28 protein-coding genes and 1 tRNA gene are annotated in these 25,347 nt (G+C 59.6%); 16 read left to right on the top strand and 13 right to left on the bottom strand.

Annotation, left to right across the window (positions count from 1 at the left end):
- The first annotated feature begins 209 nt into the window (after positions 1-209).
- From thrS to JMN22_RS12065, 9 genes are all read left to right on the top strand, one after another.
- Positions 210-2,132 carry a threonine--tRNA ligase gene (gene thrS / locus JMN22_RS12105; protein WP_024779373.1) on the top strand — a complete coding sequence of 641 codons (1,923 nt, stop codon included), beginning with the start codon at positions 210-212 and terminating at the stop codon, positions 2,130-2,132.
- Positions 2,132-2,683: a translation initiation factor IF-3 gene (infC, locus tag JMN22_RS12100; protein WP_169432615.1), complete on the top strand. Its 552-nt coding sequence runs from the start codon at positions 2,132-2,134 to the stop codon at positions 2,681-2,683. The genes thrS and infC overlap by 1 nt, the downstream gene beginning before the upstream one ends.
- A gap of 60 nt (positions 2,684-2,743) precedes the next feature.
- Entirely contained in the window at positions 2,744-2,938 is a 195-nt protein-coding gene (rpmI, locus tag JMN22_RS12095; RefSeq protein WP_002553160.1) for a 50S ribosomal protein L35, read from the top strand.
- A gap of 30 nt (positions 2,939-2,968) precedes the next feature.
- Complete coding sequence (gene rplT / locus JMN22_RS12090) at positions 2,969-3,325, top strand: 50S ribosomal protein L20 (RefSeq protein WP_002553161.1); 357 nt, start codon at positions 2,969-2,971, stop codon at positions 3,323-3,325.
- A gap of 109 nt (positions 3,326-3,434) precedes the next feature.
- Positions 3,435-4,451, top strand: a complete 1,017-nt coding sequence (gene pheS, locus JMN22_RS12085; protein ID WP_030142134.1) for a phenylalanine--tRNA ligase subunit alpha — start codon at positions 3,435-3,437, stop codon at positions 4,449-4,451.
- Positions 4,452-4,477: 26 nt separating this feature from the next.
- A complete protein-coding gene (gene pheT / locus JMN22_RS12080) occupies positions 4,478-6,856 on the top strand; it encodes a phenylalanine--tRNA ligase subunit beta (protein ID WP_198796017.1) in 2,379 nt (792 codons plus the stop codon).
- Between the two features lie 3 nt (positions 6,857-6,859).
- Positions 6,860-7,162: an integration host factor subunit alpha gene (gene ihfA / locus JMN22_RS12075; protein WP_002553164.1), complete on the top strand. Its 303-nt coding sequence runs from the start codon at positions 6,860-6,862 to the stop codon at positions 7,160-7,162.
- Positions 7,143-7,499: a MerR family transcriptional regulator gene (locus JMN22_RS12070; protein ID WP_003179985.1), complete on the top strand. Its 357-nt coding sequence runs from the start codon at positions 7,143-7,145 to the stop codon at positions 7,497-7,499. Before ihfA ends, JMN22_RS12070 begins: the two co-directional genes overlap by 20 nt.
- 90 nt (positions 7,500-7,589) lie before the next feature.
- Positions 7,590-7,666, top strand: a tRNA-Pro gene (locus JMN22_RS12065).
- Between the two features lie 203 nt (positions 7,667-7,869).
- On the opposite strand, the gene JMN22_RS12060 is transcribed toward JMN22_RS12065, so the two are convergent.
- The 3 genes from JMN22_RS12060 to JMN22_RS12050 form a co-directional block, all read right to left on the bottom strand.
- Positions 7,870-8,712 carry a PhzF family phenazine biosynthesis protein gene (locus JMN22_RS12060; protein ID WP_198796018.1) on the bottom strand — a complete coding sequence of 281 codons (843 nt, stop codon included), beginning with the start codon at positions 8,710-8,712 and terminating at the stop codon, positions 7,870-7,872.
- Between the two features lie 84 nt (positions 8,713-8,796).
- On the bottom strand, positions 8,797-9,423 hold the full coding sequence (locus tag JMN22_RS12055) for a LysE family translocator (RefSeq protein WP_198796019.1): 627 nt from the start codon (positions 9,421-9,423) through the stop codon (positions 8,797-8,799).
- A 79-nt stretch (positions 9,424-9,502) separates the two neighbouring features.
- Positions 9,503-9,910 (bottom strand): VOC family protein, encoded by a 408-nt coding sequence (locus JMN22_RS12050; RefSeq protein WP_198796020.1) that lies wholly within the window; start codon positions 9,908-9,910, stop codon positions 9,503-9,505.
- Between the two features lie 142 nt (positions 9,911-10,052).
- Here JMN22_RS12050 and JMN22_RS12045 point away from each other — a divergent pair, with 142 nt between their 5' ends.
- Together JMN22_RS12045 and JMN22_RS12040 are read left to right on the top strand one after the other, a co-directional pair.
- Complete coding sequence (locus JMN22_RS12045) at positions 10,053-11,423, top strand: aminotransferase-like domain-containing protein (protein ID WP_198796021.1); 1,371 nt, start codon at positions 10,053-10,055, stop codon at positions 11,421-11,423.
- 139 nt (positions 11,424-11,562) lie between these two features.
- Positions 11,563-11,802 (top strand): YceK/YidQ family lipoprotein, encoded by a 240-nt coding sequence (locus JMN22_RS12040; RefSeq protein ID WP_030142156.1) that lies wholly within the window; start codon positions 11,563-11,565, stop codon positions 11,800-11,802.
- Here JMN22_RS12040 and JMN22_RS12035 read toward each other — a convergent pair.
- On the bottom strand, positions 11,799-13,820 hold the full coding sequence (locus JMN22_RS12035; protein ID WP_198796022.1) for a DKNYY domain-containing protein: 2,022 nt from the start codon (positions 13,818-13,820) through the stop codon (positions 11,799-11,801). The two genes, JMN22_RS12040 and JMN22_RS12035, sit on opposite strands and share 4 nt — an antisense overlap.
- A 123-nt stretch (positions 13,821-13,943) precedes the next feature.
- Here JMN22_RS12035 and JMN22_RS12030 point away from each other — a divergent pair, with 123 nt between their 5' ends.
- Both JMN22_RS12030 and JMN22_RS12025 read left to right on the top strand, forming a co-directional pair.
- Entirely contained in the window at positions 13,944-14,339 is a 396-nt protein-coding gene (locus JMN22_RS12030; RefSeq protein ID WP_030142158.1) for a hypothetical protein, read from the top strand.
- Between the two features lie 99 nt (positions 14,340-14,438).
- Positions 14,439-14,777, top strand: coding sequence for a hypothetical protein (locus tag JMN22_RS12025; RefSeq protein WP_198796023.1), 339 nt, complete (start codon positions 14,439-14,441; stop codon positions 14,775-14,777).
- A 68-nt stretch (positions 14,778-14,845) separates the two neighbouring features.
- On the opposite strand, the gene JMN22_RS12020 is transcribed toward JMN22_RS12025, so the two are convergent.
- Together JMN22_RS12020 and JMN22_RS12015 are read right to left on the bottom strand one after the other, a co-directional pair.
- Positions 14,846-15,634, bottom strand: coding sequence for an SDR family NAD(P)-dependent oxidoreductase (locus JMN22_RS12020; RefSeq protein WP_198796024.1), 789 nt, complete (start codon positions 15,632-15,634; stop codon positions 14,846-14,848).
- Positions 15,635-15,688: 54 nt separating this feature from the next.
- Positions 15,689-16,783, bottom strand: a complete 1,095-nt coding sequence (locus JMN22_RS12015) for an alkene reductase (protein WP_198796025.1) — start codon at positions 16,781-16,783, stop codon at positions 15,689-15,691.
- 146 nt (positions 16,784-16,929) lie between these two features.
- Between JMN22_RS12015 and JMN22_RS12010 the strand changes: the two genes are divergently transcribed.
- Positions 16,930-17,511: a TetR/AcrR family transcriptional regulator gene (locus JMN22_RS12010; RefSeq protein WP_030142162.1), complete on the top strand. Its 582-nt coding sequence runs from the start codon at positions 16,930-16,932 to the stop codon at positions 17,509-17,511.
- A 25-nt stretch (positions 17,512-17,536) separates the two neighbouring features.
- Here the strand turns inward: JMN22_RS12010 and JMN22_RS26845 are convergent, their stop codons facing one another.
- The 7 genes from JMN22_RS26845 to choW form a co-directional block, all read right to left on the bottom strand.
- Complete coding sequence (locus JMN22_RS26845; RefSeq protein ID WP_442087941.1) at positions 17,537-17,623, bottom strand: hypothetical protein; 87 nt, start codon at positions 17,621-17,623, stop codon at positions 17,537-17,539.
- 97 nt (positions 17,624-17,720) lie between these two features.
- Entirely contained in the window at positions 17,721-17,984 is a 264-nt protein-coding gene (locus JMN22_RS12005) for a hypothetical protein (protein ID WP_030142163.1), read from the bottom strand.
- Positions 17,985-18,095: 111 nt separating this feature from the next.
- Entirely contained in the window at positions 18,096-19,010 is a 915-nt protein-coding gene (locus tag JMN22_RS12000) for a LysR substrate-binding domain-containing protein (RefSeq protein WP_198796026.1), read from the bottom strand.
- An 87-nt stretch (positions 19,011-19,097) separates the two neighbouring features.
- Entirely contained in the window at positions 19,098-20,216 is a 1,119-nt protein-coding gene (locus JMN22_RS11995; protein ID WP_198796027.1) for a hybrid-cluster NAD(P)-dependent oxidoreductase, read from the bottom strand.
- A gap of 9 nt (positions 20,217-20,225) precedes the next feature.
- Positions 20,226-21,479, bottom strand: a complete 1,254-nt coding sequence (locus tag JMN22_RS11990; RefSeq protein ID WP_198796028.1) for an aromatic ring-hydroxylating oxygenase subunit alpha — start codon at positions 21,477-21,479, stop codon at positions 20,226-20,228.
- A gap of 75 nt (positions 21,480-21,554) precedes the next feature.
- On the bottom strand, positions 21,555-22,778 hold the full coding sequence (gene choV, locus JMN22_RS11985; protein WP_198796029.1) for a choline ABC transporter ATP-binding protein: 1,224 nt from the start codon (positions 22,776-22,778) through the stop codon (positions 21,555-21,557).
- Positions 22,775-23,623, bottom strand: a complete 849-nt coding sequence (gene choW, locus JMN22_RS11980) for a choline ABC transporter permease subunit (protein ID WP_030142168.1) — start codon at positions 23,621-23,623, stop codon at positions 22,775-22,777. Before choW ends, choV begins: the two co-directional genes overlap by 4 nt.
- A 224-nt stretch (positions 23,624-23,847) precedes the next feature.
- Between choW and JMN22_RS11975 the strand changes: the two genes are divergently transcribed.
- Together JMN22_RS11975 and JMN22_RS11970 are read left to right on the top strand one after the other, a co-directional pair.
- On the top strand, positions 23,848-24,549 hold the full coding sequence (locus JMN22_RS11975) for a TetR/AcrR family transcriptional regulator (protein ID WP_198796030.1): 702 nt from the start codon (positions 23,848-23,850) through the stop codon (positions 24,547-24,549).
- Positions 24,546-25,331: a pyrroline-5-carboxylate reductase family protein gene (locus JMN22_RS11970; protein WP_198796031.1), complete on the top strand. Its 786-nt coding sequence runs from the start codon at positions 24,546-24,548 to the stop codon at positions 25,329-25,331. The genes JMN22_RS11975 and JMN22_RS11970 overlap by 4 nt, the downstream gene beginning before the upstream one ends.
- Positions 25,332-25,347: the final 16 nt, after the last annotated feature.

Genomic DNA, 25,347 nt, shown 5'->3' with positions numbered 1-25,347 from the left:
CGGATGACGACAGGTCCCGGTGGCGGCAAATGTTCGATTAACCCTGATTTGAATCCCAGTCACTCTGGTTCGGTTTTCCCGGTTGGCCGCAAGGCTCCTGCCGCTGTAAGGCAGGCGTTCGTCATTGAATGGCCTGGACTGGATCTTGTACTGGCTCATCCCAACCCACGTGACCTTTGGTAGGGGTCACCACTAGGAGAGGAGGCGCCATGCCAACTATTACTCTTCCCGACGGCAGTCAACGTTCATTCGATCACCCGGTTTCCGTAGCCGAGGTCGCCGCATCCATTGGCGCGGGCCTGGCCAAGGCCACTCTGGCCGGCAAGGTCAACGGCAAGCTGGTCGACGCCAGCGATGTCATCGACAGCGATGCCACGCTGCAAATCATCACGCCCAAGGATGAAGAGGGGCTGGAGATCATTCGTCACTCCTGCGCGCACCTGGTTGGCCATGCGGTCAAGCAGCTGTATCCGAGCGCGAAAATGGTCATCGGGCCGGTCATCGACGAAGGCTTCTATTACGACATCGCCTTCGAACGTCCTTTCACCCCGGACGACATGGCGGCCATCGAGCAGCGCATGCAGCAGCTGATCGAGAAAGATTACGACGTCATCAAGAAAGTCACCCCGCGCGCCGAAGTCATCGAAGTCTTCAAGGCCCGTGGCGAGGACTACAAGCTGCGTCTGGTGGAAGACATGCCGGACGAGCAGGCCATGGGCCTGTACTACCACGAAGAATACGTCGACATGTGCCGTGGCCCGCACGTGCCGAACACGCGTTTCCTGAAATCCTTCAAGCTGACCAAGCTGTCCGGCGCCTACTGGCGTGGCGACGCGAAGAACGAGCAGTTGCAGCGCGTCTATGGCACTGCCTGGGCGGACAAGAAGCAACTGGCGGCCTACATCCAGCGTATCGAAGAAGCCGAGAAGCGCGATCACCGCAAGATCGGCAAGCGCCTGGGGCTGTTCCATACCCAGGAAGAATCCCCGGGCATGGTGTTCTGGCACCCGAACGGCTGGACGATGTACCAGGTGCTTGAGCAGTACATGCGCCAGGTCCAGCGTGAAAACGGCTACCTGGAAATCAAGACGCCGCAAGTGGTCGACCGCAGCCTGTGGGAGAAATCCGGGCACTGGGCCAACTACGCCGACAACATGTTCACCACCCAGTCGGAAAACCGCGACTACGCCATCAAGCCGATGAACTGCCCTTGCCACGTGCAAGTGTTCAACCAGGGCTTGAAGAGCTACCGCGAACTGCCAATGCGCCTGGCCGAGTTCGGTGCCTGCCACCGTAACGAACCATCGGGTGCGCTGCACGGCATCATGCGCGTGCGGGCATTTACCCAGGACGATGCGCACATCTTCTGCACGGAAGAGCAGATGCAGGCAGAATCCGCCGCCTTCATCAAGCTGACCATGGACGTCTATCGCGACTTCGGCTTCACCGAAGTCGAAATGAAGCTGTCCACTCGTCCGGAAAAACGCGTCGGTTCCGACGAGCTGTGGGATCGCGCCGAGGCCGCCCTGGCCGCAGCCCTTGATAGTGCGGGCCTTGCGTACGACTTGCAGCCAGGCGAGGGCGCCTTCTACGGTCCGAAGATTGAATTCTCGTTGAAAGATTGCCTCGGTCGCGTGTGGCAGTGTGGTACCTTGCAGCTCGATTTCAACCTGCCGATCCGTCTGGGCGCTGAATATGTGTCCGAAGACAACAGCCGCAAGCACCCGGTCATGCTTCACCGCGCGATCCTCGGTTCGTTCGAGCGTTTCGTCGGGATTCTGATCGAGCATTACGAGGGCGCGTTCCCCGCGTGGCTGGCGCCGACCCAGGCAGTGATCATGAATATCACTGATAAACAGGCAGATTTTGCCGCCGAGGTCGAAAAAACTCTCAACCAAAGCGGATTTCGTGCCAAGTCCGACTTGAGAAATGAAAAGATCGGCTTTAAAATCCGCGAGCATACTTTGCTCAAGGTTCCCTTTCTCTTGGTTATTGGAGATCGGGAGGTCGAGATGCAGACTGTCGCTGTGCGTACTCGTGAAGGTGCTGACCTGGGCTCGATGCCCGTCGCCGAATTCGCTGAGTTTCTCGCGCAAGCGGTTTCCCGGCGTGGTCGCCCAGATTCGGAGTAATTATTATTAAGCGTGAAATGAGACAAGATAAACGAGCTGCACCGAAAGCCCCGATCAACGAGAATATCTCGGCACGCGAGGTTCGGTTAATTGGCGCTGATGGCGAGCAGATTGGCATCGTCTCGATTGATGAAGCGCTTCGTATTGCTGAAGAAGCCAAGCTTGATCTGGTGGAAATCTCCGCGGACGCAGTCCCGCCCGTTTGCCGGGTGATGGACTACGGCAAGTCGATCTTCGAGAAGAAGAAGCAGATTGCCGCGGCGAAGAAAAACCAGAAGCAGATTCAGGTAAAAGAAATCAAGTTTCGTCCAGGGACGGAGGAAGGGGATTACCAGGTAAAACTGCGCAACCTGGTACGTTTCCTGAGTGACGGGGACAGGGCCAAGGTATCCTTGCGATTCCGCGGCCGTGAGATGGCCCACCAGGAGCTGGGGATGGAACTCCTCAAGCGGGTTGAACAAGACCTGCTTGAGTACGGTTCGGTCGAACAGCATCCTAAGATGGAAGGACGCCAGCTGATCATGGTCATCGCCCCGAAAAAGAAGAAGTAATCAACAGGGCACGGCAGGCCTTGCGATTATGTTTATCAACTGAATGCGGAGTATCCGAACATGCCAAAGATGAAAACCAAAAGTGGTGCTGCTAAGCGGTTTCTGAAAACTGCTAACGGTATCAAGCACAAGCACGCTTTCAAGAGCCACATCCTGACCAAAATGTCGACCAAGCGTAAGCGTCAACTGCGCGGTAGCAGCTTGCTGCATCCGTCTGACGTGGCAAAAGTCGAGCGCATGCTGCGCCTTCGTTAATTTTTGGATCAAGAATAGAGGAAGTAACTCATGGCTCGTGTAAAGCGTGGCGTCATTGCCCGTAAGCGTCACAAAAAAATTCTGAAACTTGCTAAAGGCTACTACGGCGCGCGTTCCCGCGTATTCCGTGTTGCCAAGCAAGCGGTAATCAAGGCAGGCCAATACGCCTACCGTGACCGTCGTCAGAAAAAACGTCAGTTCCGCGCTCTGTGGATCGCTCGTATCAATGCTGGTGCTCGTGTTAACGGTCTGTCCTACAGCCGTTTCATCGCTGGCCTGAAAAAAGCGTCCATCGAGATCGACCGTAAGGTTCTGGCTGATCTGGCAGTGAACGAAAAAGCGGCGTTTGCTGCGATTGTCGAGAAAGCTAAAGCCACCTTGGCTTAAGTACCCCCGGCAGTCACCGGGGTCCGCATCTGCGGGCCCAGGTGTCAAACGTCATAAATAGGGGAAGAGCCTTAAAGCTCTTCCCCTATTTTGTATCTGGAGTCTGTACATGGAAAACCTGGACGCGCTGGTCGCTCAAGCACTAGAGGCTGTGCAAAGCGCTGAAGATATCAATGCCCTGGAGCAAATCCGGGTTCACTACCTTGGCAAGAAGGGCGAGTTGACTCAGGTGATGAAGACCCTGGGGAACCTGCCGGCCGAAGAGCGTCCGCAGGTCGGTGCGCTGATCAACGTCGCCAAGGAACGTGTCACAGAGGTCCTCAATGCGCGCAAGGCGTTGTTCGAGGAGGCAGGCCTGGCTGCCAAGCTCGCCGCCGAGTCCATCGACGTGACCCTGCCTGGCCGTGGCCAGACTTCCGGTGGCCTGCATCCGGTGACCCGGACCCTGGAACGCATCGAGCAGTTCTTCACCCACATCGGCTATGGCATTGCCGAAGGCCCTGAGGTCGAAGACGACTATCACAACTTCGAGGCGCTCAACATCCCAGGCCATCACCCGGCCCGGTCGATGCATGACACCTTCTATTTCAATGCGAACATGCTGTTGCGCACCCATACCTCGCCGGTACAGGTCCGCACCATGGAATCGCAGCAGCCGCCGATCCGCATCGTCTGCCCAGGCCGTGTGTATCGCAGCGACTCCGATATTACCCACTCGCCGATGTTCCACCAGGTCGAAGGCCTGCTGGTTGATCGCGACATCAATTTCGCCGACCTGAAGGGCACTATCGAAGAGTTCCTGCGGGTGTTCTTCGAAAAAGAACTGGCCGTGCGTTTCCGCCCTTCGTATTTCCCGTTCACCGAGCCATCGGCTGAAGTCGACATGGAATGCGTGATGTGCAGCGGCAAAGGTTGCCGTGTCTGCAAGCAGACCGGTTGGCTGGAAGTCATGGGCTGCGGCATGGTTCATCCGAACGTGCTGCGCATGTCCGGGATCGACCCGGAAGAATTCTCGGGCTTTGCCTTCGGCATGGGCGTCGAGCGCCTGGCCATGCTGCGTTACGGCGTGAATGACTTGCGTCTGTTCTTCGACAACGACTTGCGGTTCCTCGCGCAATTTCGCTAGTCGTAACGAACCTTTAGGAGAGCAGGATGAAATTCAGTGAACAATGGCTGCGTGGCTGGGTAAGCCCGCAGGTGAGCCAGGACGAGCTGGTTGCTCGCCTGTCGATGGCCGGCCTCGAGGTCGATAGCGTGACGCCGGCCGCCGGTGCCTTCAGCGGCGTGGTGGTGGGAGAGGTGCTGGGCACCGAGCAGCACCCAGACGCCGACAAGCTGCGGGTTTGCCAGGTCAGCAATGGCGCGGAAACGTTCCAGGTCGTGTGCGGTGCGCCCAACGTGCGTCCGGGCCTGAAGATTCCGTTCGCCATGATCGGCGCCGAACTGCCGGGCGACTTCAAGATCAAGAAAGCCAAGCTGCGCGGTGTCGAGTCCAACGGCATGCTGTGCTCCCAGGCGGAACTGCAGATTGGCGAAGGCAATGATGGCCTGATGGAGCTGCCAGCCGATGCGCCGGTGGGCCAGGACATTCGTGAATACCTGGGCCTGGACGACGCGAGCATCGAGGTTGACCTGACCCCGAACCGTGGCGACTGCCTGTCGGTGGCCGGCCTGGCCCGGGAAGTGGGCGCGCTGTATGACGCTCCTGTAACGCGTCCGGCAATCATCGCTGTACCCGCCGTGCACGATGAAGTGCGCTCGATCGACGTCCTGGCGCCGGCGGCATGCCCTCGTTACTTGGGTCGAGTGATCCGAAACGTCGACCTTTCGAAGCCGACACCACTGTGGATGGTTGAACGCCTGCGTCGCTCCGAAGTGCGCAGCATCGACGCGGCTGTCGACATCACCAACTACGTGATGCTTGAACTGGGTCAACCGCTGCACGCGTTCGATCTCGCCGAAATCAACGGCGGCATTCGCGTGCGCATGGCCGAAGAAGGCGAAAAACTGGTACTGCTCGACGGCCAGGAAGTGGCCTTGCGCAGCGATACGCTGGTCATTGCCGACCATTCCCGAGCCCTGGCGATTGCTGGCGTGATGGGTGGCGAACACAGCGGCGTGTCTACGACCACTCGCGATGTATTCCTCGAAAGCGCATTCTTCGACCAGATCGCGGTGGCCGGCAAGGCGCGTTCCTATGGCCTGCACACCGACGCCTCGCACCGCTATGAGCGTGGCGTGGACTGGCAACTGGCACGTGAAGCCATGGAGCGCGCCACTGGCCTGCTGCTGGAGATCACCGGTGGCGAAGCCGGTCCGATCGTCGAGACCGTCAACGAACAGCATTTGCCAAAGATTGCGCCGGTCACCTTGCGTGCCCAACGCATCACCCAGATGCTGGGCATGGAAATGGCTCCAGCCGAAGTCGAGCGTCTGCTCAGCGCGCTGGGCCTGACCATCCGTGCCGATGGGGAAGGGCAGTGGCAGGTTGAAGTGCCGAGCCACCGCTTCGATATCAGCCTGGAAGTTGACCTGATCGAAGAACTGGCTCGCTTGTACGGTTACAACCGCCTGCCGGTTCGCTATCCGCAGGCGCGTCTGGCCCCGCAAGCCAAGGCCGAGGCTCGCAGCGAACTGCCAGAGCTGCGTCGCCTGCTGGTGGCTCGTGGGTATCAGGAAGCGATCACCTACAGCTTCATCGATCCGCGTCAGTTCGAACTGTTCAATCCAGGTGTCGAACCACTCTTGCTGGCGAACCCGATTTCCAACGACATGGCGGCCATGCGCTCGTCCCTGTGGCCGGGCCTGGTCAAGTCGTTGCAGCACAACCTGAACCGCCAGCAGGATCGCGTGCGGCTGTTCGAGAGTGGCCTGCGCTTCGTGGGTCAGCTGGACGGCTTGAAGCAAGAGCCGATGCTGGCCGGTGTCGTTTGTGGCAGTCGCCTGCCGGAAGGCTGGGCTCAAGGGCGCGATGTCGTCGACTTCTTCGACGTCAAGGCCGACGTGGAAGCCGTGCTGGGCTTTGCCGGCGCGCTCGGCGCGTTCACTTTCGTGCCTGGCAAGCATCCGGCGCTGCATCCGGGCCAGACCGCGCGCATCGAGCGAGAAGGTCGTGAAGTCGGTTACGTCGGCGCGATCCACCCTGAACTGTCCAAGACCCTGGGTCTCGACCGTCCAGTCTTCGTTTTCGAGCTGATCCTGGCCGAAGTCGCCCAAGGAAAAATGCCGAAATTCCAGGAGTTGTCACGCTTTCCTGAAGTGCGTCGCGACCTGGCCCTGGTGGCTGATGTCGGCGTCGCATCCAGTGCGGTTCTGGCAGTAATTCGTGAAAATGCAGGCGAATGGCTGACGGACCTCAGGCTATTTGACGTGTATCAGGGTAAAGGCATTGATCCTCATAGAAAAAGCCTTGCCGTCGGCTTGACCTGGCAGCATCCATCGCGCACTCTTAATGACGATGAGGTGAATACCGCAACGCAGAATATCCTCACCTCGCTCGAACACAGGTTGAACGCCACGTTAAGGAAGTGACGTATGGGGGCTCTGACGAAAGCTGAGATGGCGGAACGTCTGTATGAGGAGTTGGGCCTGAATAAACGGGAGGCCAAAGAATTGGTCGAACTGTTTTTCGAAGAAATCAGGCACGCTCTCGAGGACAACGAACAGGTCAAATTGTCGGGTTTCGGCAATTTTGACCTTCGGGACAAACGCCAGCGGCCTGGCCGCAATCCGAAAACGGGAGAAGAAATCCCGATCACGGCTCGCCGTGTGGTCACCTTTCGTCCAGGGCAGAAGTTGAAGGCCCGAGTTGAGGCTTATGCTGGAACCAAGTCATAACGACGAGCTACCCGTCATCCCAGGCAAACGCTACTTCACCATTGGTGAAGTCAGCGAGCTGTGTGCGGTTAAGCCGCACGTGCTGCGCTATTGGGAGCAGGAGTTTCCTCAACTCAACCCGGTCAAGCGCCGCGGAAACCGCCGGTATTATCAGCGCCAGGACGTGCTGATGATCCGGCAGATCCGCGCGCTGCTGTACGACCAGGGGTTCACCATCGGCGGCGCGCGCCTGCGCCTCTCCGGTGACGAGGCCAAGGACGACACAACCCAGTACAAACAAATGATCCGCCAGATGATCGCCGAGCTTGAAGATGTGCTGGTGGTGCTCAAGAAATAAATTTCTGCTTTTAAATACTTCCAGTTTTCAAAAGCTTGCGATATATTCCTGAGCGTTCCGTTGAGAAGCGGAACAAGATTCACGCCTAGTCGGGGCGTAGCGCAGTCCGGTAGCGCACTAGCATGGGGTGCTAGGGGTCGAGTGTTCGAATCACTCCGTCCCGACCATATTTTCTGAGTAGAATCAGGCAGTTAAGCCGATCAGATAGATCGGCTTTTTTGTGTGCGCGTAAAACATGCGCAAAACTAACCGGTAATTTCGCTGATATTCAAAACACGTGAATCGTTCATTGGCGCCGTCCAGCAAAAGGCCGGAAACACCTCGGCAAGTGCGCGATCTCCACGCCGCCGCCTAGGCATTACTGCAACCTTCACCCTGCGCTAATCCGACCTTCAACCTGAGTGCGTGTCTCGCCGCCGATCCAGATTTGGCCTGCATCATCGCGAGTTACGTGGATGCGCCCTTGGCGACCGAGGCGGGTGCCTTGGGCGGCGACATAGTCTTGCTCAACCACACCTGTGTCGAATAACCACTGTGCCAGTGAGGCATTAAGGCTGCCTGTAACCGGGTCTTCGACAACGGCACCGAGGTGATCGCTGAAAAAGGCGCGAACTTCGAAGGTGGCATCGCCATGGGCGTGACGACCAATGACGCCAAAGTCGATTCTGCGTGGCCAGCTCCGGGCCGGTTGCAGGGAAAGGACTTTCTCTGCCGAAGCCAGGCGGATTCCCAGCCATCCGGGACCGTTGTCGATCCACGCCGCATCAACGACCTCACAGGGTTCAATGCCGAGACACTGCAGCACCTCGGTTAATTCTTCTTTCGACGGAGCGCCGTAACGGAGCAGTGGGGGAGCGCCAAAGGCAAGCCGTCCTTGTTCACGGCGAATGGTCACGAGGCCCACACCGCACTCTTGGACAATGTGCGTTTCGTTCCTCGGCGCCCGTCCGGTCGAAAGCCAGGCATGGCAGCTTCCCAGCGTCGGGTGTCCAGCAAATGGCATTTCCCTGTCCAGCGTGAAAATCCTCAGCCTGTAGTCCGCCTGCGGATGCGTGGGCGAAAGCACAAAGGCTGTTTCCGACAGGTTGAGCCAGCGCGTCAGGCGCTGCATGTCATCTGTCTGCAATGCATCCGCGTCCATGACCACCGCCAGTGGGTTTCCACTCAGGGCTTTTGCTCCGAATACGTCGATCATATGGATCACCTGGGTCATCACATTCTCTCTCACCTGCGTGGCGACACAGGCTCGCCTGACCTGCCTTGAAGGGGAACCAGGCCCATTGGTTTCAACACGAAATCAGTTTGTCGAGACCAGAAGCTTCAATCCCGCGACGCCAAACAGCGCCGAGAAAAGCCCCTGGATCCAGCGTCTTGCGCGGGCGTAGCAGGCAATCATCGTGGCGGTCGAGAAAACGATGGCGTAGCCGCCGAAGATGATGACGCCGAGCGCTGCGCAACCACCGATGATCGCCGATAAGGTGCCCGGTGGAGCGTCCCCTCGGAGTCCGAGCGACATGATCGACATCCAGGACATGATGGCCTTGGGATTGCTGATGTGCATAAGGACACCCTGGCGGTACAGCGACAGGTAACGCGGCGCCTGTCCTGCCACCGTGCTGGTGCGGTCGGCGGTCGACTGCATGGCGGATCTGCCGGCACGCAGCGCGAGATAAAGCAAATAGACACCGCCGACCACCTTGATCAATAACAGCGCCTGGGCATAGGCGGCCAACAAGGCGCTGATACCCGTGGCCGCCAGGATCGCCCAGAAGAGCGAGCCGGTGATGACGCCGGACGCCAGCATCAGGGCGCGCGTGCGACCATCACGCATCGCCACATCCATGATTGCCATGTTGCTGGGGCCTGGACTTGCAGCGGCAAGGACATAGGTGCCGAAGGCGAGCAGGATCGGGCTGCCGATCATTGAGCGGCTCCTTGGAATGAATACCGCAATCCATGAAATGGATGCGGCGATCCGCTGCGCTGTAAAGCGTGGTTTTTTTTCATGGTTGCAGCAGATCCGCGCGATGAACGATATGGGCCTTGTTTCCATCGGGGTCGAGAAGGTATGCGCCGAAATAGCCGTCACCGTAGCGGGGACGCGGCCCGGGCGCTCCTACGTCCGTCCCGCCATGGGCAAGTCCCGCCGCATGGGCCAGCGCCACGGCGTGATCAGAGGACGCCAAGAAGGCGACCATGCTGCCGTTGCCGATGGACGATGGCTCGCCATTGGCAGGGATGTAGACATAGAAGCGTGGCAGAGGCGCCTCAGCGGTGACCCAGCAAAGCGCTGCCGGACCGCCATCAGGTACTACGACTCGTCGTTTCAGACCGAGTGGCGCGAGGATAGCGTCATAAAAAGCGCCTGCACGCTCAAGATCATTTGTGCCCACGGTCACATGGCTAAACATTAGACGCTCCGCTGCCTCGCCCCGTCATCGCGGCCAGACTGATGGTGAAAGATTGATTTCGTGAAATACCCTAATATGCGTGACACTTTATGGCTATTTATATAGTGTCACGCGACACTATTAATCATTCTGGAGGGTGGCAATGCGTCTTCAATCGCCCTGGATACCCCGCCTTGCAGACATCGAGGCGAGTGTCGCCGAGCGCCTGGTGCTCGCCCTGGCCGACGACATCATCGAGGGGCGACTGAAAGGGGGTGACCGTCTGCCTGCCCATCGAGACCTCGCGTGGCAGTTGCAGATCGGTCTTGGCACGGTGACCAAAGCCTATGCGGTGCTGGAGCGACGAGGTCTGGTGCGCAGCATCAAGGGCCGGGGAATGTTCGTGGCGATCCACCAGGCACATGAGGACCGGCAGATCGACCTCTCGTCCAACGTGCCGCCGGCAATGCTGACGGCCGGTCTTTTGGCGCGGACGCTGACCGGTATTGCGCGCAAGATCGACACCGATCATCTCAACCTGTATTCACCGCCCGCCGGGCATCTGGAGCATCGCCGTCTGTTGGCGCGCTGGCTTGAAACGCTCGGCATAGAGGTCAAGCCGTCGCATCTGGCGCTGACGAGTAATGCCCGCCAAGCCATTTCCCTGGCCTTCGATATTGCCTGCGGTCCTGAAGGGGTGATTTTGACAGAACGCATCACCTATCCCGGCGCGATTGCCCTGGCCCGGCGCAAGGGTTACCGGATGCAAGGCGTCGAGATCGATGCGCAAGGCATGCTGCCGCAGGCGCTTGCAGACGCCCTCGATAGCCTCGAATCAAGCGCAGGCAAAGCGGTTTATCTCACCCCGACGCTGCACAATCCGACGACGGCAACGATGGACACGGCGCGACGGCAGGCTATCGTCGATGTCTGTCGACGGTCCGGGGCCTGGATCATCGAGGATGGCGTCTACGCGTTGGGACCTCCACTTGAACCTGCGCTTGTGACGCTGGCGCCCGAGAGAGTCTTGCACGTCAACGGGCTGTCCAAATCCATCGGTCCCGGGCTGAGGATCGGCATGCTCACGCTACCGGACGGCATGAATGCCGCCGCGCAAGCAGTCTTGCAGGATGTCCCAATGACCCCGTCGCCATTGTCCTGCGCGGTGGTGGAGGAGTGGCTGTCCAGTGGCGTTATCGCATCGATCCCCCAGGACCTGCGCCATGAAGCGCGACGCCGAGCAGACCTGGCCGCTTCGCTGTTCGGCGCGGCCGGGCTTGTTTGGCATCCGGACGCCTTTCACGTCTGGCTACCGATGCCACGCGACGCTGCCGATCGCTTCGCCACAGCGGCTGCCGCGGTTGGCATCAAAGTGACTGCGCCAGAATCGGTCATGGTCGATCACACTGACCAGGCGGCCGGCATTCGGCTTTGTCTCGGCGGCCCAACCTTCGAAGACCTGGCGCAAGGATTGATGCTCCTGACCAAGCTTGAATGTTCGAATCACTCCGTCCAGACCCTGTATCCTGGCTGATTCAGATATTTAAGCCGATCAGATAGATCGGCTTTCTTTTGCGTATGCAAAACATACAAACATGCGCCTTCGTATCCATCGCTGGGGTTTCCAACCAAGGTGGCCTACGCGGGCTTTGCAAAACTAACAAGGACATCAAGTGCTACGGAAAGCAATCCTACTGATCTTGATCACCAGCTTGAGCGGCTGCATGGCCACCGCGATGCGGATGGACTACGACAAGCACAGATGCCCCTACATCGGCCTGCGCTTCGACTGGTGGCTGGTGGGCACGTCCAAAGGAAAGCTGATCCCTTTCTTGCTTATCGACGCACCGTTCTCCTTGGTGGTCGATACCGTATTTTTCCCCTTCGAATATCAGTACGAGTGCAATCTCTAAGCGCCCGCCACCGGCTGTCCAAGGGATGCCCGATAATCCGCTTCATCAACCTCCGTCAATGTCCCATGCCCATCGTAGTAATAGAACCGATGCCTGTCCCGGGCATAGCGCTCGGTCAGGAACTCCAGGGTGGCCAGATCAAAACGCTTGGCGCTCAGCGGCCGTCGATGGCAGAACAACTTGCGTGTCCCCAGTTGCAGGAAATCCGGATGCGGTACACGAACTTCATCAGGGGCGAAGTCGACATCCAGCCACTTGCCCTCCGAGAAGATCAGGGCAGGGCTGATGGCGTAAGTGCCGAGCACGCGGGTCTCAGCGGGATGGAGGCGTTTTTTCGCCTCGCCGTAGTAATACACCGCTTCCCGGTCCTTGGCCCAGCCATGTCCACAGGACTCGAAACTCGGCGCGTGAGCCTTCCGAATGGGTTCGGGGGGATGATAGAAGACCCGGTGGCAATACACGGTTTTTCCGTCTGTCAGGTAAGGCGATCCCAAGGAGCGGAAGTGCTCGGCAGGCTCCGTGGAGAACCGTTCGGGCACTTGCGTTTCGGCGTTATGGAACGGGATCAGATAGAGACCGTGGGCATCGCCGCACAGGTGGGTGTCCAGCAGTTTGAAACTCGCCGCGTCCAGCCCGTTGATCGCCCGTCCATGAAAATGCACTTGGCGGCCCACTTCGAAGCCGAGGCCGATGGCGCGTAAAGGCGCCGTTTCTGAAGATATTTGCGGGACGTCAGCCTTTGCCTGCAAGCGGTGCCACCAATAACCCTTCAATTGCGGATGGGCCTCGAAATAGGGTGCCCAGGCTTGTTGCATGGCTGCATCGATTATTCCGCCAGAACCCAGCGGGCCGTTCTTGTCGCCTGCCAGCACGGGCGTGTAATCCTGGTCATTGCGATAGAGCTGGGCCACTACGAAACTTTCCACGTCGACATCAAGGCGTTTCTGGCGTTGATAGACGTACTGGCGATCACGGTAGTAATCGAATCCCAAGTGGCGAAAGCTCGGGCCATGGGCGTCACGCAAGCGGGTCCCGGCGGCGTAGACGAATTTGTCGTCCACGGCAAAATAGTCATCCTCGTACTCACTGGCGCTGACCACGCGGCCGCACTCATCGAACACCGGCTGCCAACCCTTGAGCAGGCGGAAATCGCCGACGTAGCGGATGGTTTTCCCCGTCAGGTAATAGGCCCGTCGACTGTCCTTGGCGTAGCGTTCGTTAAGCACGGTGAAGGTTGTCAGGTCGGCATTGTCGATGCGGTAGAAGTAGTCGTACGAAATGCTCGAGCCTTGCTGCGCTTGCACGATGATCGACTGTCCGTCAGTTCCCCAGCGTTGGGCGAGCATGTGGAAGTCGTCGGGGTTTGCGATCGGCAGCGGTGTGCCGTCCTTTTGGTGCAGGGGCTTGAAGCCCTTGTAGACTTGCCCGTCGATCACCCGATAAGACGGATGGTTGCAGTACCGCACCCGAGCGGTGGCGGCGGCGATGAATTTTCCGTGCAGGAAGATGCTCGCCCCGTCGCTGAACAACGCAGAGGTTGAAGCCACCGAGGCGGGCGACGATGGCAACAGCGCCAGGCTGTCGGGTCGTGCCTGCCGGATTTCGGTGATCGCGTATTCGCCGAACCAATAGGCGCCGGTTTCGTCACGCCAGTACTGGTGGCCGAGACTTTCCAAACCCCGGTGGAACTGAAAAGGCAGGGCCTGAAGCGCATGGTAACCATGGCGCTCCCGGTAACCGGGGAGCAGGTAATAATCGTGCAACGCATCACGCAAGATCCACGGGTTGCGTCGATGCCGCCAGACCGGCTGGCCGGCCATCAACGGCGAGGGCGGATAACCTCCGTCCCCGGCACGTTGGGCTAGCTCGCCGGGTCGTGCGCCTTCAGGGCTGAGCAGGATGTAGACGTCTGGCACGCGCCCATCGCCCAGAAGCACGTCGTCCATGAACGCGAAGCCTTGATGCCACTCAAGATCAAGCGGTTCCCAGTCGGCGCAGACTGTCTCTGTGTCCGTCATGTCATTGCGGCCTTGAGGTCTGATGGTTTGGCTCCACGCAGCCATTTATAAATGCTGATACGTCTCTTCCCTGCGCATTCCAGACTTTATATCCTACGGCTCCCATCCAGACGGAATCCGCGAATGTATCTGCGCGCTAGCCTGTTGTGCCTATGCCTGTTCAGCAGCCTGAGCCAGGCCGCCGTTAAGGTTAACTGCTCGGCCCTGGCGGAAAAACTCTCGGGGACAGTGCCTGAGTTTCATCCTTCGGTGCAAGGCAAGGTCATCGGCACCGGGCGCCTGCATTTCCACGAAGCGCCGGATGAAGCTTGTGCCAACAAGAAGATTTTCGTCATACCGGGCGACTCCCTCACCGTCTACTCCAGCCTGGAGGACGAATCATGGCTGGAAGTGAATTTCATTGCCAAGGATGGCGAGGACTATACCGGTTGGGTAAAGGCTGACCGGGTCGAGATTGGCAAGCCTTATGGTGCGCCACCGGAGGATGCTGACGAGGCATCCGCCGAAGACTCGCAATAATCGTTCGGGCAACTGTGCGGAAAAACTGAAGGGCGTGACAAGGTGCGGCGATCTTGGTCCGCAGGCAGTAGAGGCTGTTTTATCAATAAGGAGTTTTGAATGTCGCTGTTAAGGATTTCTACGTTTACTCTTTGCCTGGCTGGAACCAGCGTTGCTGGCAGCTCGCTCGCGAATCAGCAAGATCAAGAGCACCAGGGGTACGTCGTCTTGGTGGCCATGGAACAGATATGCAACAAGAATAACCCTGGCCTGAACGGGGATGTGGAGAACGCCATGGCCACCGAACCAAAATTCAACGAAGCAGCCAAGGCGCAAATCAGGAAGATAAAGTCCGATCCCGCCTATAAATTCCAGGTTTCAAACATGGTGAGCACCTTAACTAACTCACCACTCGGGGCCATGGCCCAGGACATGTGCAAGGAATACGCGCCCAAGTAATTTGGGCTTTTTTCTGGCGGCATTGCAAACAATGGCAAAGTTGAAACCTTCGCCATCGTTTGCCCCGTTCAGGCCTGGGTTTTATAGCGTTCGGCAACCGCCGATTGCTTGATTTCGGACAACAATCCCTGCCGCGCGCCCTGCAACGCATCCCAGCGAGCACCGTCCTGCAGCGGCGGGATGGTCACCGGTTCGCGACGGTCGAAGCCGACCAGTGCGGCATCGACCAGGTCGCCCACTTCCATGATCTCGTTCAAGGTATTGATGTCGATGCCGGCGCGTTCCCAGATTTCGGTCCGGGTCGCCGCCGGCAGGACGGCTTGGACGTAGACGCCTTTTGGGGTCAGTTCGAGGCTGAGCCCTTGGGACAGGAACAGTACGAAAGCCTTGGTCGCCCCGTAGACCGACATGCCGAATTCCGGTGCGAGGCCAACCACCGAGCCGATGTTGATGATCGCTCCGTCGCCGGCGTTTGCCAGGCGTGGGGCGATGGCGCTGGCGAGCCGGACCAGCGCGGTGGTGTTGAGTGAAACCAGGTGCGCGACGCTGTCGGTGGTCTGTTCGATGAAGCTGCCGGACTGGGCGGCGCCTGCGTTGTTGATCAGGATGCCGATGCGGTCGTCATCACGCAGGCGGGTTTCAACTTTGTGCAGGTCGCCGATTTGGGTCAGGTCGGCCTGGAGCACGTCAACGGTCACGGTGTGTTCGTTGCGCAGTTCAGTCGCCAGTGCTTCTAGCCGCGTGCTGTCGCGGGCAACCAGCACCAGATCATGGCCGCGCTGGGCGAAGCGCTTGGCATAGACGGCGCCGATACCGGTGGAAGCGCCGGTGATGAGAACGGTTGTGCGAGTGGTCATGGTGTCAGTCTCTTCAGGATTGGGGGGCGATCAACTGCGTGATTTTTTTCGGCGCTATTGGGCATTCGCCTCGGCGAACGTCGGGTAGTCGATGTAGCCTTCGGCGCCGCCGCCATAGAGGGTCGCGGGGTTGAGGGCAGCCAAAGGGACGGCGCTTTTCAGGCGTTCCACCAGGTCTGGATTGGCAATGAACGGGCGGCCAAAGGCGATCAAGTCGGCCTTGTCTTCCAGGAGCTGCGAAGTGGCCAGGTCCAGGTCGTAGCCGTTGTTGGCGATGTAGGTGTTGTTGAAGCGCTGGCGCAAGCCGGCGAAATCGAACGGCGCCACATCACGCGGCCCGGCGGTCGCGCCTTCGACGACGTGCAGGTAGGCGATGTCCAGGGTGTTGAGCTGATCGACGATGTAGTCGAACTGCGCCTGCGGTGCGCTGCTGGACACGCCGTTGGCGGGCGAGACCGGCGAGATGCGCAGGCCGGTGCGTCCGGCACCGATCTCGCTCACGACGGCGGCGGTCACTTCCAGCAGCAGGCGGGCGCGGTTTTCAATCGAGCCACCGTAGGCATCGGTACGTATGTTGGCGCCGTCCTTGATGAACTGATCGAGCAGATAGCCGTTCGCACCGTGGATCTCCACGCCATCGAACCCGGCGGCGATGGCATTGGCAGCCGCTTGGCGGAAATCATTGACGATTCCCGGCAACTCGCTCACGTCGAGCGCTCGCGGTTCGGACACATCCTCGAAGCTGTTATTGACGAACACCTTGGTGGCGGGGCGCAGGGCGGAAGGCGCTACCGGGGCGGCGCCGTTTTCCTGCAGGGCCACGTGGGACACGCGCCCGACGTGCCACAGTTGCAGGAATATCCGACTGCCCTTGGCGTGGACCGCATCGGTCACTTCGCGCCAGCCGGCGATCTGCGCCTGGGTGTAGATGCCGGGCGTGTCCTGATAACCCTGTCCCTGCTGCGAGATCTGCGTGGCCTCGGCAATCAGCAAGCCTGCCGATGCGCGCTGGCTGTAATAGGTCGCCGCGAATTCACTGGGAACGAAGCCTTTGCCTGCGCGGTTACGCGTCAGCGGCGCCAGCACGACTCGGTTGGCGAGGGTGAGGGAGCCCAGGGTATAGGGGGTAAACAGCATCTGATCGGTCATGTCTCTCGTTTCCGTGCCAGTAGATGAGCGGTGGGTGCGGCTTGCGCTTAGGATGATGATCGAAATCTAAACTGTCAACGAATTTGATTACGGTTGGCATCTATGTATGATGAAGACTTGATCGGAGTGGTACGAGGTAAACGAACATGAGAGTCACCAAGGCCCAGGCACAGGCAAACCGGGAACACATCGTCGAGACGGCGTCCGTGTTGTTTCGCGAGCGAGGTTTTGACGGGATAGGCGTGGCGGACTTGATGGCCGCGGCCGGCTTCACCCACGGCGGTTTCTACAAGCATTTCGGTTCGAAGGCCGACCTGATGGCCGAAGCCGCTGCGGACAGTCTTTCGCGCTCATTGACCAGCGCCAGCGACCTGGATGTCGCTGGGTTCTTTGCCATGTATGTCTCGCGGGAGCACCGCGACGCTCGGGGCAACGGCTGCACGATGGCGGCGTTGTGTGGCGACGCGGCGCGTCAGTCCGATGAGGTCAAGGCCACGTTTGCCAATGGGGTGGAAGGCACGCTGGCTACCCTTGAGGAAAAGTTCGAGCCCACAGGAGAAGGTGGACGGGCAAAGATGATCAACTTGCTCGCCCATGCCATCGGCGCGGTCATGCTCTCGCGCGCTTGTCCGGATGATTCGCCGTTGGCAGACGAAATACTTGAAGTCTGCCGTGATCAGATCCTGGCGTCCTTGCCAGCCTCCGACCCCGAGGAAAACCAGCGGTAGCGCATTGCGCTACCGCTGTGGGGGATCAGAAGATGAACTTGAACAGGGCAATGACCACGATCAGGCCGATCAGGAAAATGATCCCAACGGTACCACCAAGAAATTTCAACATAGGAACGCTCTCATCGGATGGGCTTAATTTTCTAGACCCTTGGCGAGAGCGCACAGTTCGTTAAATTTGCGCGATGGGTAAAAAGCCTGGGCGCCGCTCAGTGAACCGCCAGGGACCTCGGCACGGACACATGTTCGAACTTCGAAACGGTCTTGATCCAATAGCGCCGATACTCGGTCTTGTCCGGCGCCAACGGTTTTTGGCTGGACCAAGGATGTTCCGCTTTCAGGCTGGCGCGATAAGCTTCCCATTCCTTCTGCTCGGCCGCTTCCCTGGCTTTGTTTCGATCATCGAACCAACCCAGGACGTAGGCATCGCTCTGGTCAGTTCCGCTCGCTATCAGCAGATATATGTCTGTCATCACCGGTTCCCGCCGTATTCCCACCACCCAATCACTGGGCTCTTGTCTGGTTATCGGCCGCGAATGCTGATTTTTGAAGCTGATTGATAAACGGGTTCGAGGCGCCACGGGTCAGGCATCCTCTGTTTGTGCCAGGTGCGCCATCAACCATTCGCGGAAGCGGTTGACGCTTTGCCGGTTCGGCACCTGGCCCAGGGGCTCCAACAAGCAGAATTGCGCATCGGTGCACAAGATGGCGGATGTCGGGCGCACGAGATTGCCGGTCTGTAGGTGGTCGCCGAGCAACCGCGTCCAGGCCAGGGCGATTCCCTGGCCCGCCAGCGCCGACTGGATCAGCATCGAGTAGTTGTTGATGTTGATGCGTCGACGAGGTTCTGGCGCTGGATGGCCCAGGCGCTGGAACCATTCCTTCCAGCCAATCCAGTCCCGATGCTGGTCCTCGAGCCACAGCCAGGTACAGGCGCCGAGTTGTTCAAGGTTGCCCGCCTCGGGATGCTGAGACAGGTAGGCCGGGCTGCACACCGGAAAAATTTCTTCATTGAACAGCGCAGTGACCTTCATGTTCTTGGGGGGCGTGCTGCAGTAGTACAGCGCCAGGTCGCAGTCGAGGCGGGAGAAATCCTCGACTTGATCGGTCGCGATGATGCGCAGGTCGATCTCCTCGTGCTGACGCCGGAACTCCGATACCAACGGCAGCAACCACAGCGATGCCATCGCCGTGCTGGTGACCACCGTGACTTGCTGCGCGCCTTGCCAATGACGCACGCCAGCCGTGGCACGGGCGATCTGTTGCAGCGTATCGCGAACACTTTCGTAGTATTGGCTGCCTGTCGAAGTGAGGTTGATCTCACGGGTCGTACGGACAAACAGCGCTGTGCCCAGGTAATCCTCGAGCAGGCGTATCTGGCGGCTGACAGCGCCCTGGGTGACGTTCAGCTCGCGGGCCGCCACGGTGAAACTCAGGTGGCGTGCGGCGGCTTCGAACGCTACCAGGCTGTTGAGCGGCGGCAACGGTTGCAGTTTCATTGGGCTGGGTCACTGTCTTGTTGATTTCAAGCGCAGGGCGATTGTGCAGAAGCCTGCGCGCAGTGACTACCTAATCCGGCATGACGGCTAGAGATCGATCACCAGGTTGGACGTCGGCTTGCTGCAACACAGCAAACGCAGGCCCTTGTCGATCTCCCGTTGCCGGATGCCGCCGTTGTGGTTCATGTCCACGGTGCCTTCCAGCAGGGCGGTCTTGCAGGTGCCGCAAACGCCCTGGCTGCAGGATGAAGGCACAATCGCACCGGCCTTTTTGGCTGCGCTCAGCACGGTCTGGTCGCCGGGCATGCTGAAGGTCTTGCCCGAACGTGCCAGCGTGACCGTGAAGATGTCCTGTTGATCCAATGGAGCGGCTTGCTCGATCAACGGTTCCTCATTCAACACCGCGATATCGAAGCTTTCCTGATGATAGTGGCCGAAATCGAACGACGCTTCCCTGAGCAACGCCTTGACCGCTTCCATGTAACCCTGGGGGCCACAGGTAAAGATTTCTCGCTCCTTGAAGTCCGGGACGTGTTGGCTCAACAAAGGCAAATCGAGACGACCCATCGGCTGCTGCCAGTGGCTGGCGTCGCCAAGCCCTTCACAAATATCGATGACCCGCAGTCCCGGCATATCGGCCTGCATTCGCGTCAACTCGCCGTGGAAAATGATATCCGCCGGCGTACGAGCGCTGTGCACGAAAACAATGTCCAGGTTGGCAGCCATGTCGCAGGCGGCGCGGGTCATCGACATCAACGGGGTCACGCCGGAGCCGGCGGAGAGGTACAACAGTTTTGCCGCTGGACGACCAACCGGCGTGAAGCTGCCCGCCGGCCCGGACGCCTTGAGGTTGTCTCCAGGCTTGAGATGGTCATGCAGCCAGTTCGACACCACGCCTCCGGGCACGCGTTTGACGGTGATCGAAAAAGCGAACGGGCGAGTCGGTGAAGACGACAGGGTGTAGCACCGCGCAATGGCCTGCCCATTGATGACGAGCGACAGGGTAATGAACTGGCCCGGCTCGAAACTCAACGCGCTGAAGTCCGCGCATTGGAAAGTGAACGTTTTTACATCATGGGTTTCCTGTCGCACGGCGCAACACTGCAAGGTCTTCTGCTCGCCGCTGTGCCATTGCGCGCCAAACGCTCCCCAGGTCGTCGGATCGGTAAAACGGCTAGGGCGCGTCAGCTTTTCGTAAGTCGTCATGTTCATCCCTCACACGCCGTGGGCGGCCAGACGCGCCGCGTACCAGCGCGAGAACTGGTCGACATAGGTTTCGGTAAACGCCGAGAACGGTCCGGGCGTGTAGGCCGGGTCTTGGGTGCCGCTATGGGTGATGCCGACGAGGCTGGCGTCCTGGAGGTTGGTCGCCGCCCAGACTTCGGTAAGCTTGTCCAACGCGTAGTCCACGCCTTCGACGGCGTCGGCGTGCACCAGCCATTTGGTGCGCACCAGGGTTCTATCGGGCGCGAGCGGGATGATGTAGGAGACGATCGCGTGATCGCTCATGATGTGGGTCCATGAATTATGGGTCCACAAGTGCATATCGCCCAGGTCGCGGCGTGTGAGGTCGCCAAACAGCCGGGTGCAGGCCACGCGGGTATCGAGGGTCTGGGATTCGCCGTTGCCGGCGATGACCAGGCGCTGGGAGCGGAACTGAGTCACCGCGTCCTCGCCCAGGTGCTCGACGGCGTCACACAGGTAGCCTTCGCGTTCCCAGTCCTGCTTGGTGTTGGCGTTGCGCTGGTGGTACTCCTGCAACGCCTGGAGCGAGTCCTCGCCCAGTCCATCGGTGCAGAAGCCGAAATCCTCCGGCAGGAACGACGCCGTCAGTTCGGGGTGGGTGGCGGCGCAGTGGTAGCACTCGCGATTGTTCTCGATCACCAGTTTCCAATTGCCGTTCTCGATGATCTCCGACTCGTAGGCGATCTTGGAATGGGCAAGGTCATATTGAGCGAAACGCGGCGTCATGACCTGGTCCAGGTACAGGATGTCTTCTGGCGGCTCGTCACTCAGGCAGACGAAAACATGGGTGCCGACCACGCGCGTATGGACAGGGATCAGGCTCTTGCACCCCGGGTCGAAATCCTTGCCCATGTGCGCGGCGTGTTTCAGGCTGCCATCGAGGTCGTACGTCCATTGGTGATAAGGGCAGACCAGCATGCCCACCGTCGATTTGCCGGCCTGTTTCAGGCGCGCCCCACGGTGGCGGCAGACGTTGCGGAAGGCCTGCACATGCTCGTCGTCATCGCGCACCAGGAGGATGGAGGATTTGCCGACGTCGATCGTGGAGACATCGCCGGGTTCGGAAACGTCGCTGGTGACCCCGACCAGGATCCAGTGTTTGGTAAAAAAGACATCGACGTCGGTTTCAAAAATATCCTGGCGGCCGAACAGACCGCCGGGCATGCCATGGCCGGGGGCGCGATCGGCCAGCAGTTCACGATGGGTTTTCAAGGTAGGGTTCATCGTCGATCTCACTCAAGGCAAATGATCGGTGGTTGGCGGGCAAGCAGTGCAGCAGGAAAAATGGGTGTCGTTTGTTCAAGCCACCGAAGGCTCCGGCAATGGCTCGGGTAAGACCGGGCGCGACAGGTCATGGCCGAGCAACGCCCGGTACAGTTCCACGTCGCCCAATACGCCCAGGACGGTTTGGGCATCGTCGACTATGAGCAATGGATGACCTGTTTCATAACGGATCCCCAAGGCGACTCGCATGCTGGTTTCCGGCGCTACCAGGGTGACTTGGCGGCGCAAGGTCCCGAGGGCCTTGCCATCCTCCCAGCGTTGCGTCGGCAGGGCGGTTGCGCCTCGTCGGATGCTGGCCAGTCCTCGGGACTGATCCAGTGCCATCCAGAGGTTCTGTACCGTATCCAGGCAGTATTCATCTTGGGCGAAGACGCACCGGTCCAGCGGAGTCATCAAGCTTTTCGCGCACAGCACATTCAGCGGGTTGGTGTGGGCGACGAAGTTGCGCACGTAGTCGTCGGCCGGGTTGAGCACGATTTCTTCGGGCTTGCTGTACTGAATGATCTTGCCGTCCTTCATGATCGCGATCCGCGTCCCCAGCTTGAGGGCTTCGTCCAGGTCATGGCTGACGAACACAATGGTCTTGTGCAACTTGCGCTGCAGATCGAGCAATTCGTCCTGCAACCCTTGGCGAATCAGCGGATCGAGGGCCGAGAACGGCTCGTCCATCAGCAGAATGTCTGCGTCCATCGCCAGGGCGCGGGCCAGCCCCACGCGCTGCTGCATGCCGCCGGACAATTCGTCCGGCTTCTTGTTGCGCCACTGGGTCAAGCCCACCAGTTCGAGCTTTTCGTCGACCAGTCTGCGCCGCTCCTTCTCTGGGCGACCCTGCATCTCCAAACCGAAACCGATGTTCTCGCGCACCGTCAGCCAGGGCATCAGGGCGAACTTCTGGAAGACCATGGCGATGCGCTGGGTGCGCATCATTTTCAACTCGGCTGGGGTGCAGGCGGCAATGTCGATCTGCCGACCTTCGTGTTCGACGAAGAGCTTGCCGCGGCTCACCGTGTTCAAGCCGTTGATGCAGCGCAGCAGGCTGGACTTGCCGGAACCCGACAAGCCCATCAATACGCAGATTTCGCCTTTGTTGATTTCCAGGTTGGCCTTTTCCACGCCGACGATCAGGCCGGTCTTCTGCAGAATGTCCGGCCGGGAAAAACCTTGATCCAGCAGGTCCAGCGCGGCCTTGGGACGATGGGCGAAAATGACGTCGACGTCTTCGAAACGAATGATGCTCATGCGTCACCTCGTCTTACGGTTTCGCGTTGTTTGCAGATGCGGTCGAGGATGATCGCCAGGAGCACGATCGCCAGGCCTGCTTCGAAGCCCATGGCGATATCAGCCGTGTTCAACGCATTGACGACAGGTTTGCCCAAGCCGTCCGCGCCAACCAGCGCGGCGATGACCACCATCGACAGCGACAACATGATGCATTGGGTGATGCCGGCGGCGATGCTCGGCATCGCATGGGGCAGTTCGATGCGGGCCAACAACTGGCGACGCGAGCAACCGAACGCCTTGCCGGCGTCCATCAATTCTTGCGGGACGTCACGCACGCCCAGGTACGTAAGGCGAATCGGCGCGGCGATGGCGAAGACCACCGTGGAGATCAACCCCGGAACGACGCCGAGGCCGAACAGCGTCAAGGTCGGGATCAGGTAGACGAAGGTGGGCACGGTCTGCATCAGGTCGAGCACCGGTCGCAAGGCTGCGTAGAACCAGGGGCGATGCGCCGCGACGATCCCCAGCGGCACGCCGACGATCACGCACACCAGCGTGGCGAATGTCACCTGGGCCAGGGTCTCCATGGTTTCCTGCCAGTAGCCCAGGTTGAGGATCAGCAGGAACGACAGCGCGACGAACAGCGTCAGGCTCACCTTGCGTTGAATGTAGAAGGCGAGCAGCGCCAGCAGCCCTATCAAGGCCAACGGATTGAACCAGAGCAGGGCGCTGGTGAGGAGGCTGATGATTTCGGAGAGCGACGACGATATGGCGTCGAATACATCAGCGCCATGCTGGGTCAGCCACTCGACGTACCGGGCGATGTGCTCGCCCAATGGAAGTTTTTCTTGCGTAGTCCACATAGAGGCGGCTCGTTGTTGTTTTGGTTTGCCTGGAGCAGATACTCGTCCTGGGCCTGCCACGCTGACAAACCATTTAAAATCAGCCGCTCATGACTTTTTCTCATCAATCTTTTTGCGCTCTCGGGGGAAGAAGCGGCGCTGAGTCGATCAAATGTACTTAGGTGTACATTTAGCGGGCATCCGAGTACATTCGCGTTACGTATGTTCAATAAGGTGGATGCAAGATGCCCCAGGTAGGGAAGGCACGTGGCAAGGCCCAGGACGCGGGTTGGCGGGGGTCGCCCGAAGGGTGGCTGGAAGCGGCCTACGAGGCCTTGAGGGAGTCCGGCATCGATGCGGTCCGGGTCATGCCGTTGGCCAAGCGCCTGGGTTTGTCACGCACCAGTTTCTATTGGTTCTTCGAGGACCGCGAACAGTTGCTGGCGGCCCTGCTGTCGCGCTGGCGCGAGACCAACACCGGCGGGTTGATCCGGCAAAGCGAAAGCTACGCCGAGAGCATCTCCGAGGCGATCCTGAATGTCTTCGAATGCTGGCTCAACCCACAACTGTTCGACTCGCAGTTTGAATTCGCGGTGCGCAGTTGGGCGCTCCAGTCCGCAGAGGTCGCGCAAGAAGTTGCCGTTGTCGACGAGCAGCGAATGGGCGCGCTGGCGAGCATGTTCAAGCGCTTTGGCTACGACAGCCAAGGGGCCGACGCGCGAGCCCGGACGATCTACCTGACGCAGATCGGCTACATCACCATGAACACCAGCGAGCTGATCACCGTGCGTTTCCAGCGCATCCCTCATTACGTGAGCATCTTCACCGGCAAGGTGCCCAAGCAGCGCGAGCTGGATCGTTTCTATGGCAAATTCGGCTATGCCGAAAAAGAGCCTGGGGTCTTTGTGCCGCTGGTGGAAACTTTTGAAGAGACGGCTGAAAAATGACCGAGCCGACGCTGGGCATCATTGGCGGTACGGGCTGGCTGGGTGGGGCGATTGCCAAGGCCGTGCTGGCGAAGGCCTTGTTGCCGGCGGGTAATCTGATCCTCTCCAATCGCTCCGGGGCACATCCACTGGCGCAGCAAGGCGTTTGCCTGGTCACCGACAACCAGGCACTGGTGGACCGCAGCGACGTCATCGTCATCGCGGTACGACCCGAGCAGTTCGCCAACCTGACCCTCGACGCGATGGGCAAGACGGTCATTTCGCTGATGGCCGGAATCACGGCGCAGGCTATTGCCGCGCAGACCTCGGCTGAAAGGGTCGTACGGGCGATGCCCAACGCGGCGGTGGAGATCGGGCAATCCTTTACGCCGTGGTATTGCGCTGGCGTGGCAGAGCCGACGACGAAAAGCCTGGTTCAGCGCTTGTTCGAATGCGTGGGCACGGCTGCCGAGGTCCAGCAGGAAGATTTCATTGATTACCTCTCCGCGCTGTCGGGCACCGGTCCGGCCTTTCCTGCCTTGTTGATGACGGCGTTGGCGAATCAGGCGATGGCGGCCGGCATTCCAGCCGAGATTGCCCAGCTTGCCGCGAAGAATGTCGTGGTCGACAGCAGCCAGCTGCTGGCCAGCCATGACGCGCAACAGTTGATCGATGCCCTGGTCGCCTATCGCGGCGTGACGGCCGCCGCCTTGCAGTCAATGACCCAGGGACATTTCGAGGAGCAGGTGGGAAGGGCGTTGCAAGCCGGCGCCGCAGTCGCACGCAAAGGGCTCCAAGGCTGATCCACTGCGTGGAACT

It is taken from the genome of Pseudomonas sp. HB05, assembly GCF_016756915.1.
Taxonomy (GTDB): domain Bacteria; phylum Pseudomonadota; class Gammaproteobacteria; order Pseudomonadales; family Pseudomonadaceae; genus Aquipseudomonas; species Aquipseudomonas alvandae.
Note: the sequence above shows the minus strand (reverse complement) of the source record. Positions and strands in the feature narration are given on the sequence as shown.

Excerpts from the sequence above, each read along its gene's own strand:
- JMN22_RS12035 (WP_198796022.1), bottom strand. The coding sequence starts at position 13,820 with ATGACGGACACAGAGACAGTCTGCGCCGACTGGGAACCGCTTGATCTT.
- JMN22_RS12070 (WP_003179985.1), top strand. The coding sequence starts at position 7,143 with ATGCTGGAACCAAGTCATAACGACGAGCTACCCGTCATCCCAGGCAAA.
- pheT (WP_198796017.1), top strand. The coding sequence starts at position 4,478 with ATGAAATTCAGTGAACAATGGCTGCGTGGCTGGGTAAGCCCGCAGGTG.
- JMN22_RS12045 (WP_198796021.1), top strand. The coding sequence starts at position 10,053 with ATGCGTCTTCAATCGCCCTGGATACCCCGCCTTGCAGACATCGAGGCG.
- JMN22_RS12025 (WP_198796023.1), top strand. The coding sequence starts at position 14,439 with ATGTCGCTGTTAAGGATTTCTACGTTTACTCTTTGCCTGGCTGGAACC.
- ihfA (WP_002553164.1), top strand. The coding sequence starts at position 6,860 with ATGGGGGCTCTGACGAAAGCTGAGATGGCGGAACGTCTGTATGAGGAG.
- rplT (WP_002553161.1), top strand. The coding sequence starts at position 2,969 with ATGGCTCGTGTAAAGCGTGGCGTCATTGCCCGTAAGCGTCACAAAAAA.
- JMN22_RS12010 (WP_030142162.1), top strand. The coding sequence starts at position 16,930 with ATGAGAGTCACCAAGGCCCAGGCACAGGCAAACCGGGAACACATCGTC.
- JMN22_RS11970 (WP_198796031.1), top strand. The coding sequence starts at position 24,546 with ATGACCGAGCCGACGCTGGGCATCATTGGCGGTACGGGCTGGCTGGGT.
- JMN22_RS12050 (WP_198796020.1), bottom strand. The coding sequence starts at position 9,910 with ATGTTTAGCCATGTGACCGTGGGCACAAATGATCTTGAGCGTGCAGGC.
- JMN22_RS11995 (WP_198796027.1), bottom strand. The coding sequence starts at position 20,216 with ATGACGACTTACGAAAAGCTGACGCGCCCTAGCCGTTTTACCGATCCG.
- JMN22_RS12055 (WP_198796019.1), bottom strand. The coding sequence starts at position 9,423 with ATGATCGGCAGCCCGATCCTGCTCGCCTTCGGCACCTATGTCCTTGCC.
- JMN22_RS11975 (WP_198796030.1), top strand. The coding sequence starts at position 23,848 with ATGCCCCAGGTAGGGAAGGCACGTGGCAAGGCCCAGGACGCGGGTTGG.
- JMN22_RS12000 (WP_198796026.1), bottom strand. The coding sequence starts at position 19,010 with ATGAAACTGCAACCGTTGCCGCCGCTCAACAGCCTGGTAGCGTTCGAA.
- JMN22_RS12020 (WP_198796024.1), bottom strand. The coding sequence starts at position 15,634 with ATGACCACTCGCACAACCGTTCTCATCACCGGCGCTTCCACCGGTATC.
- rpmI (WP_002553160.1), top strand. The coding sequence starts at position 2,744 with ATGCCAAAGATGAAAACCAAAAGTGGTGCTGCTAAGCGGTTTCTGAAA.
- JMN22_RS12060 (WP_198796018.1), bottom strand. The coding sequence starts at position 8,712 with ATGACCCAGGTGATCCATATGATCGACGTATTCGGAGCAAAAGCCCTG.
- JMN22_RS26845 (WP_442087941.1), bottom strand. The coding sequence starts at position 17,623 with ATGTTGAAATTTCTTGGTGGTACCGTTGGGATCATTTTCCTGATCGGC.
- JMN22_RS12030 (WP_030142158.1), top strand. The coding sequence starts at position 13,944 with ATGTATCTGCGCGCTAGCCTGTTGTGCCTATGCCTGTTCAGCAGCCTG.
- choV (WP_198796029.1), bottom strand. The coding sequence starts at position 22,778 with ATGAGCATCATTCGTTTCGAAGACGTCGACGTCATTTTCGCCCATCGT.
- JMN22_RS12015 (WP_198796025.1), bottom strand. The coding sequence starts at position 16,783 with ATGACCGATCAGATGCTGTTTACCCCCTATACCCTGGGCTCCCTCACC.
- thrS (WP_024779373.1), top strand. The coding sequence starts at position 210 with ATGCCAACTATTACTCTTCCCGACGGCAGTCAACGTTCATTCGATCAC.
- choW (WP_030142168.1), bottom strand. The coding sequence starts at position 23,623 with ATGTGGACTACGCAAGAAAAACTTCCATTGGGCGAGCACATCGCCCGG.
- pheS (WP_030142134.1), top strand. The coding sequence starts at position 3,435 with ATGGAAAACCTGGACGCGCTGGTCGCTCAAGCACTAGAGGCTGTGCAA.
- JMN22_RS11990 (WP_198796028.1), bottom strand. The coding sequence starts at position 21,479 with ATGAACCCTACCTTGAAAACCCATCGTGAACTGCTGGCCGATCGCGCC.
- JMN22_RS12005 (WP_030142163.1), bottom strand. The coding sequence starts at position 17,984 with ATGACAGACATATATCTGCTGATAGCGAGCGGAACTGACCAGAGCGAT.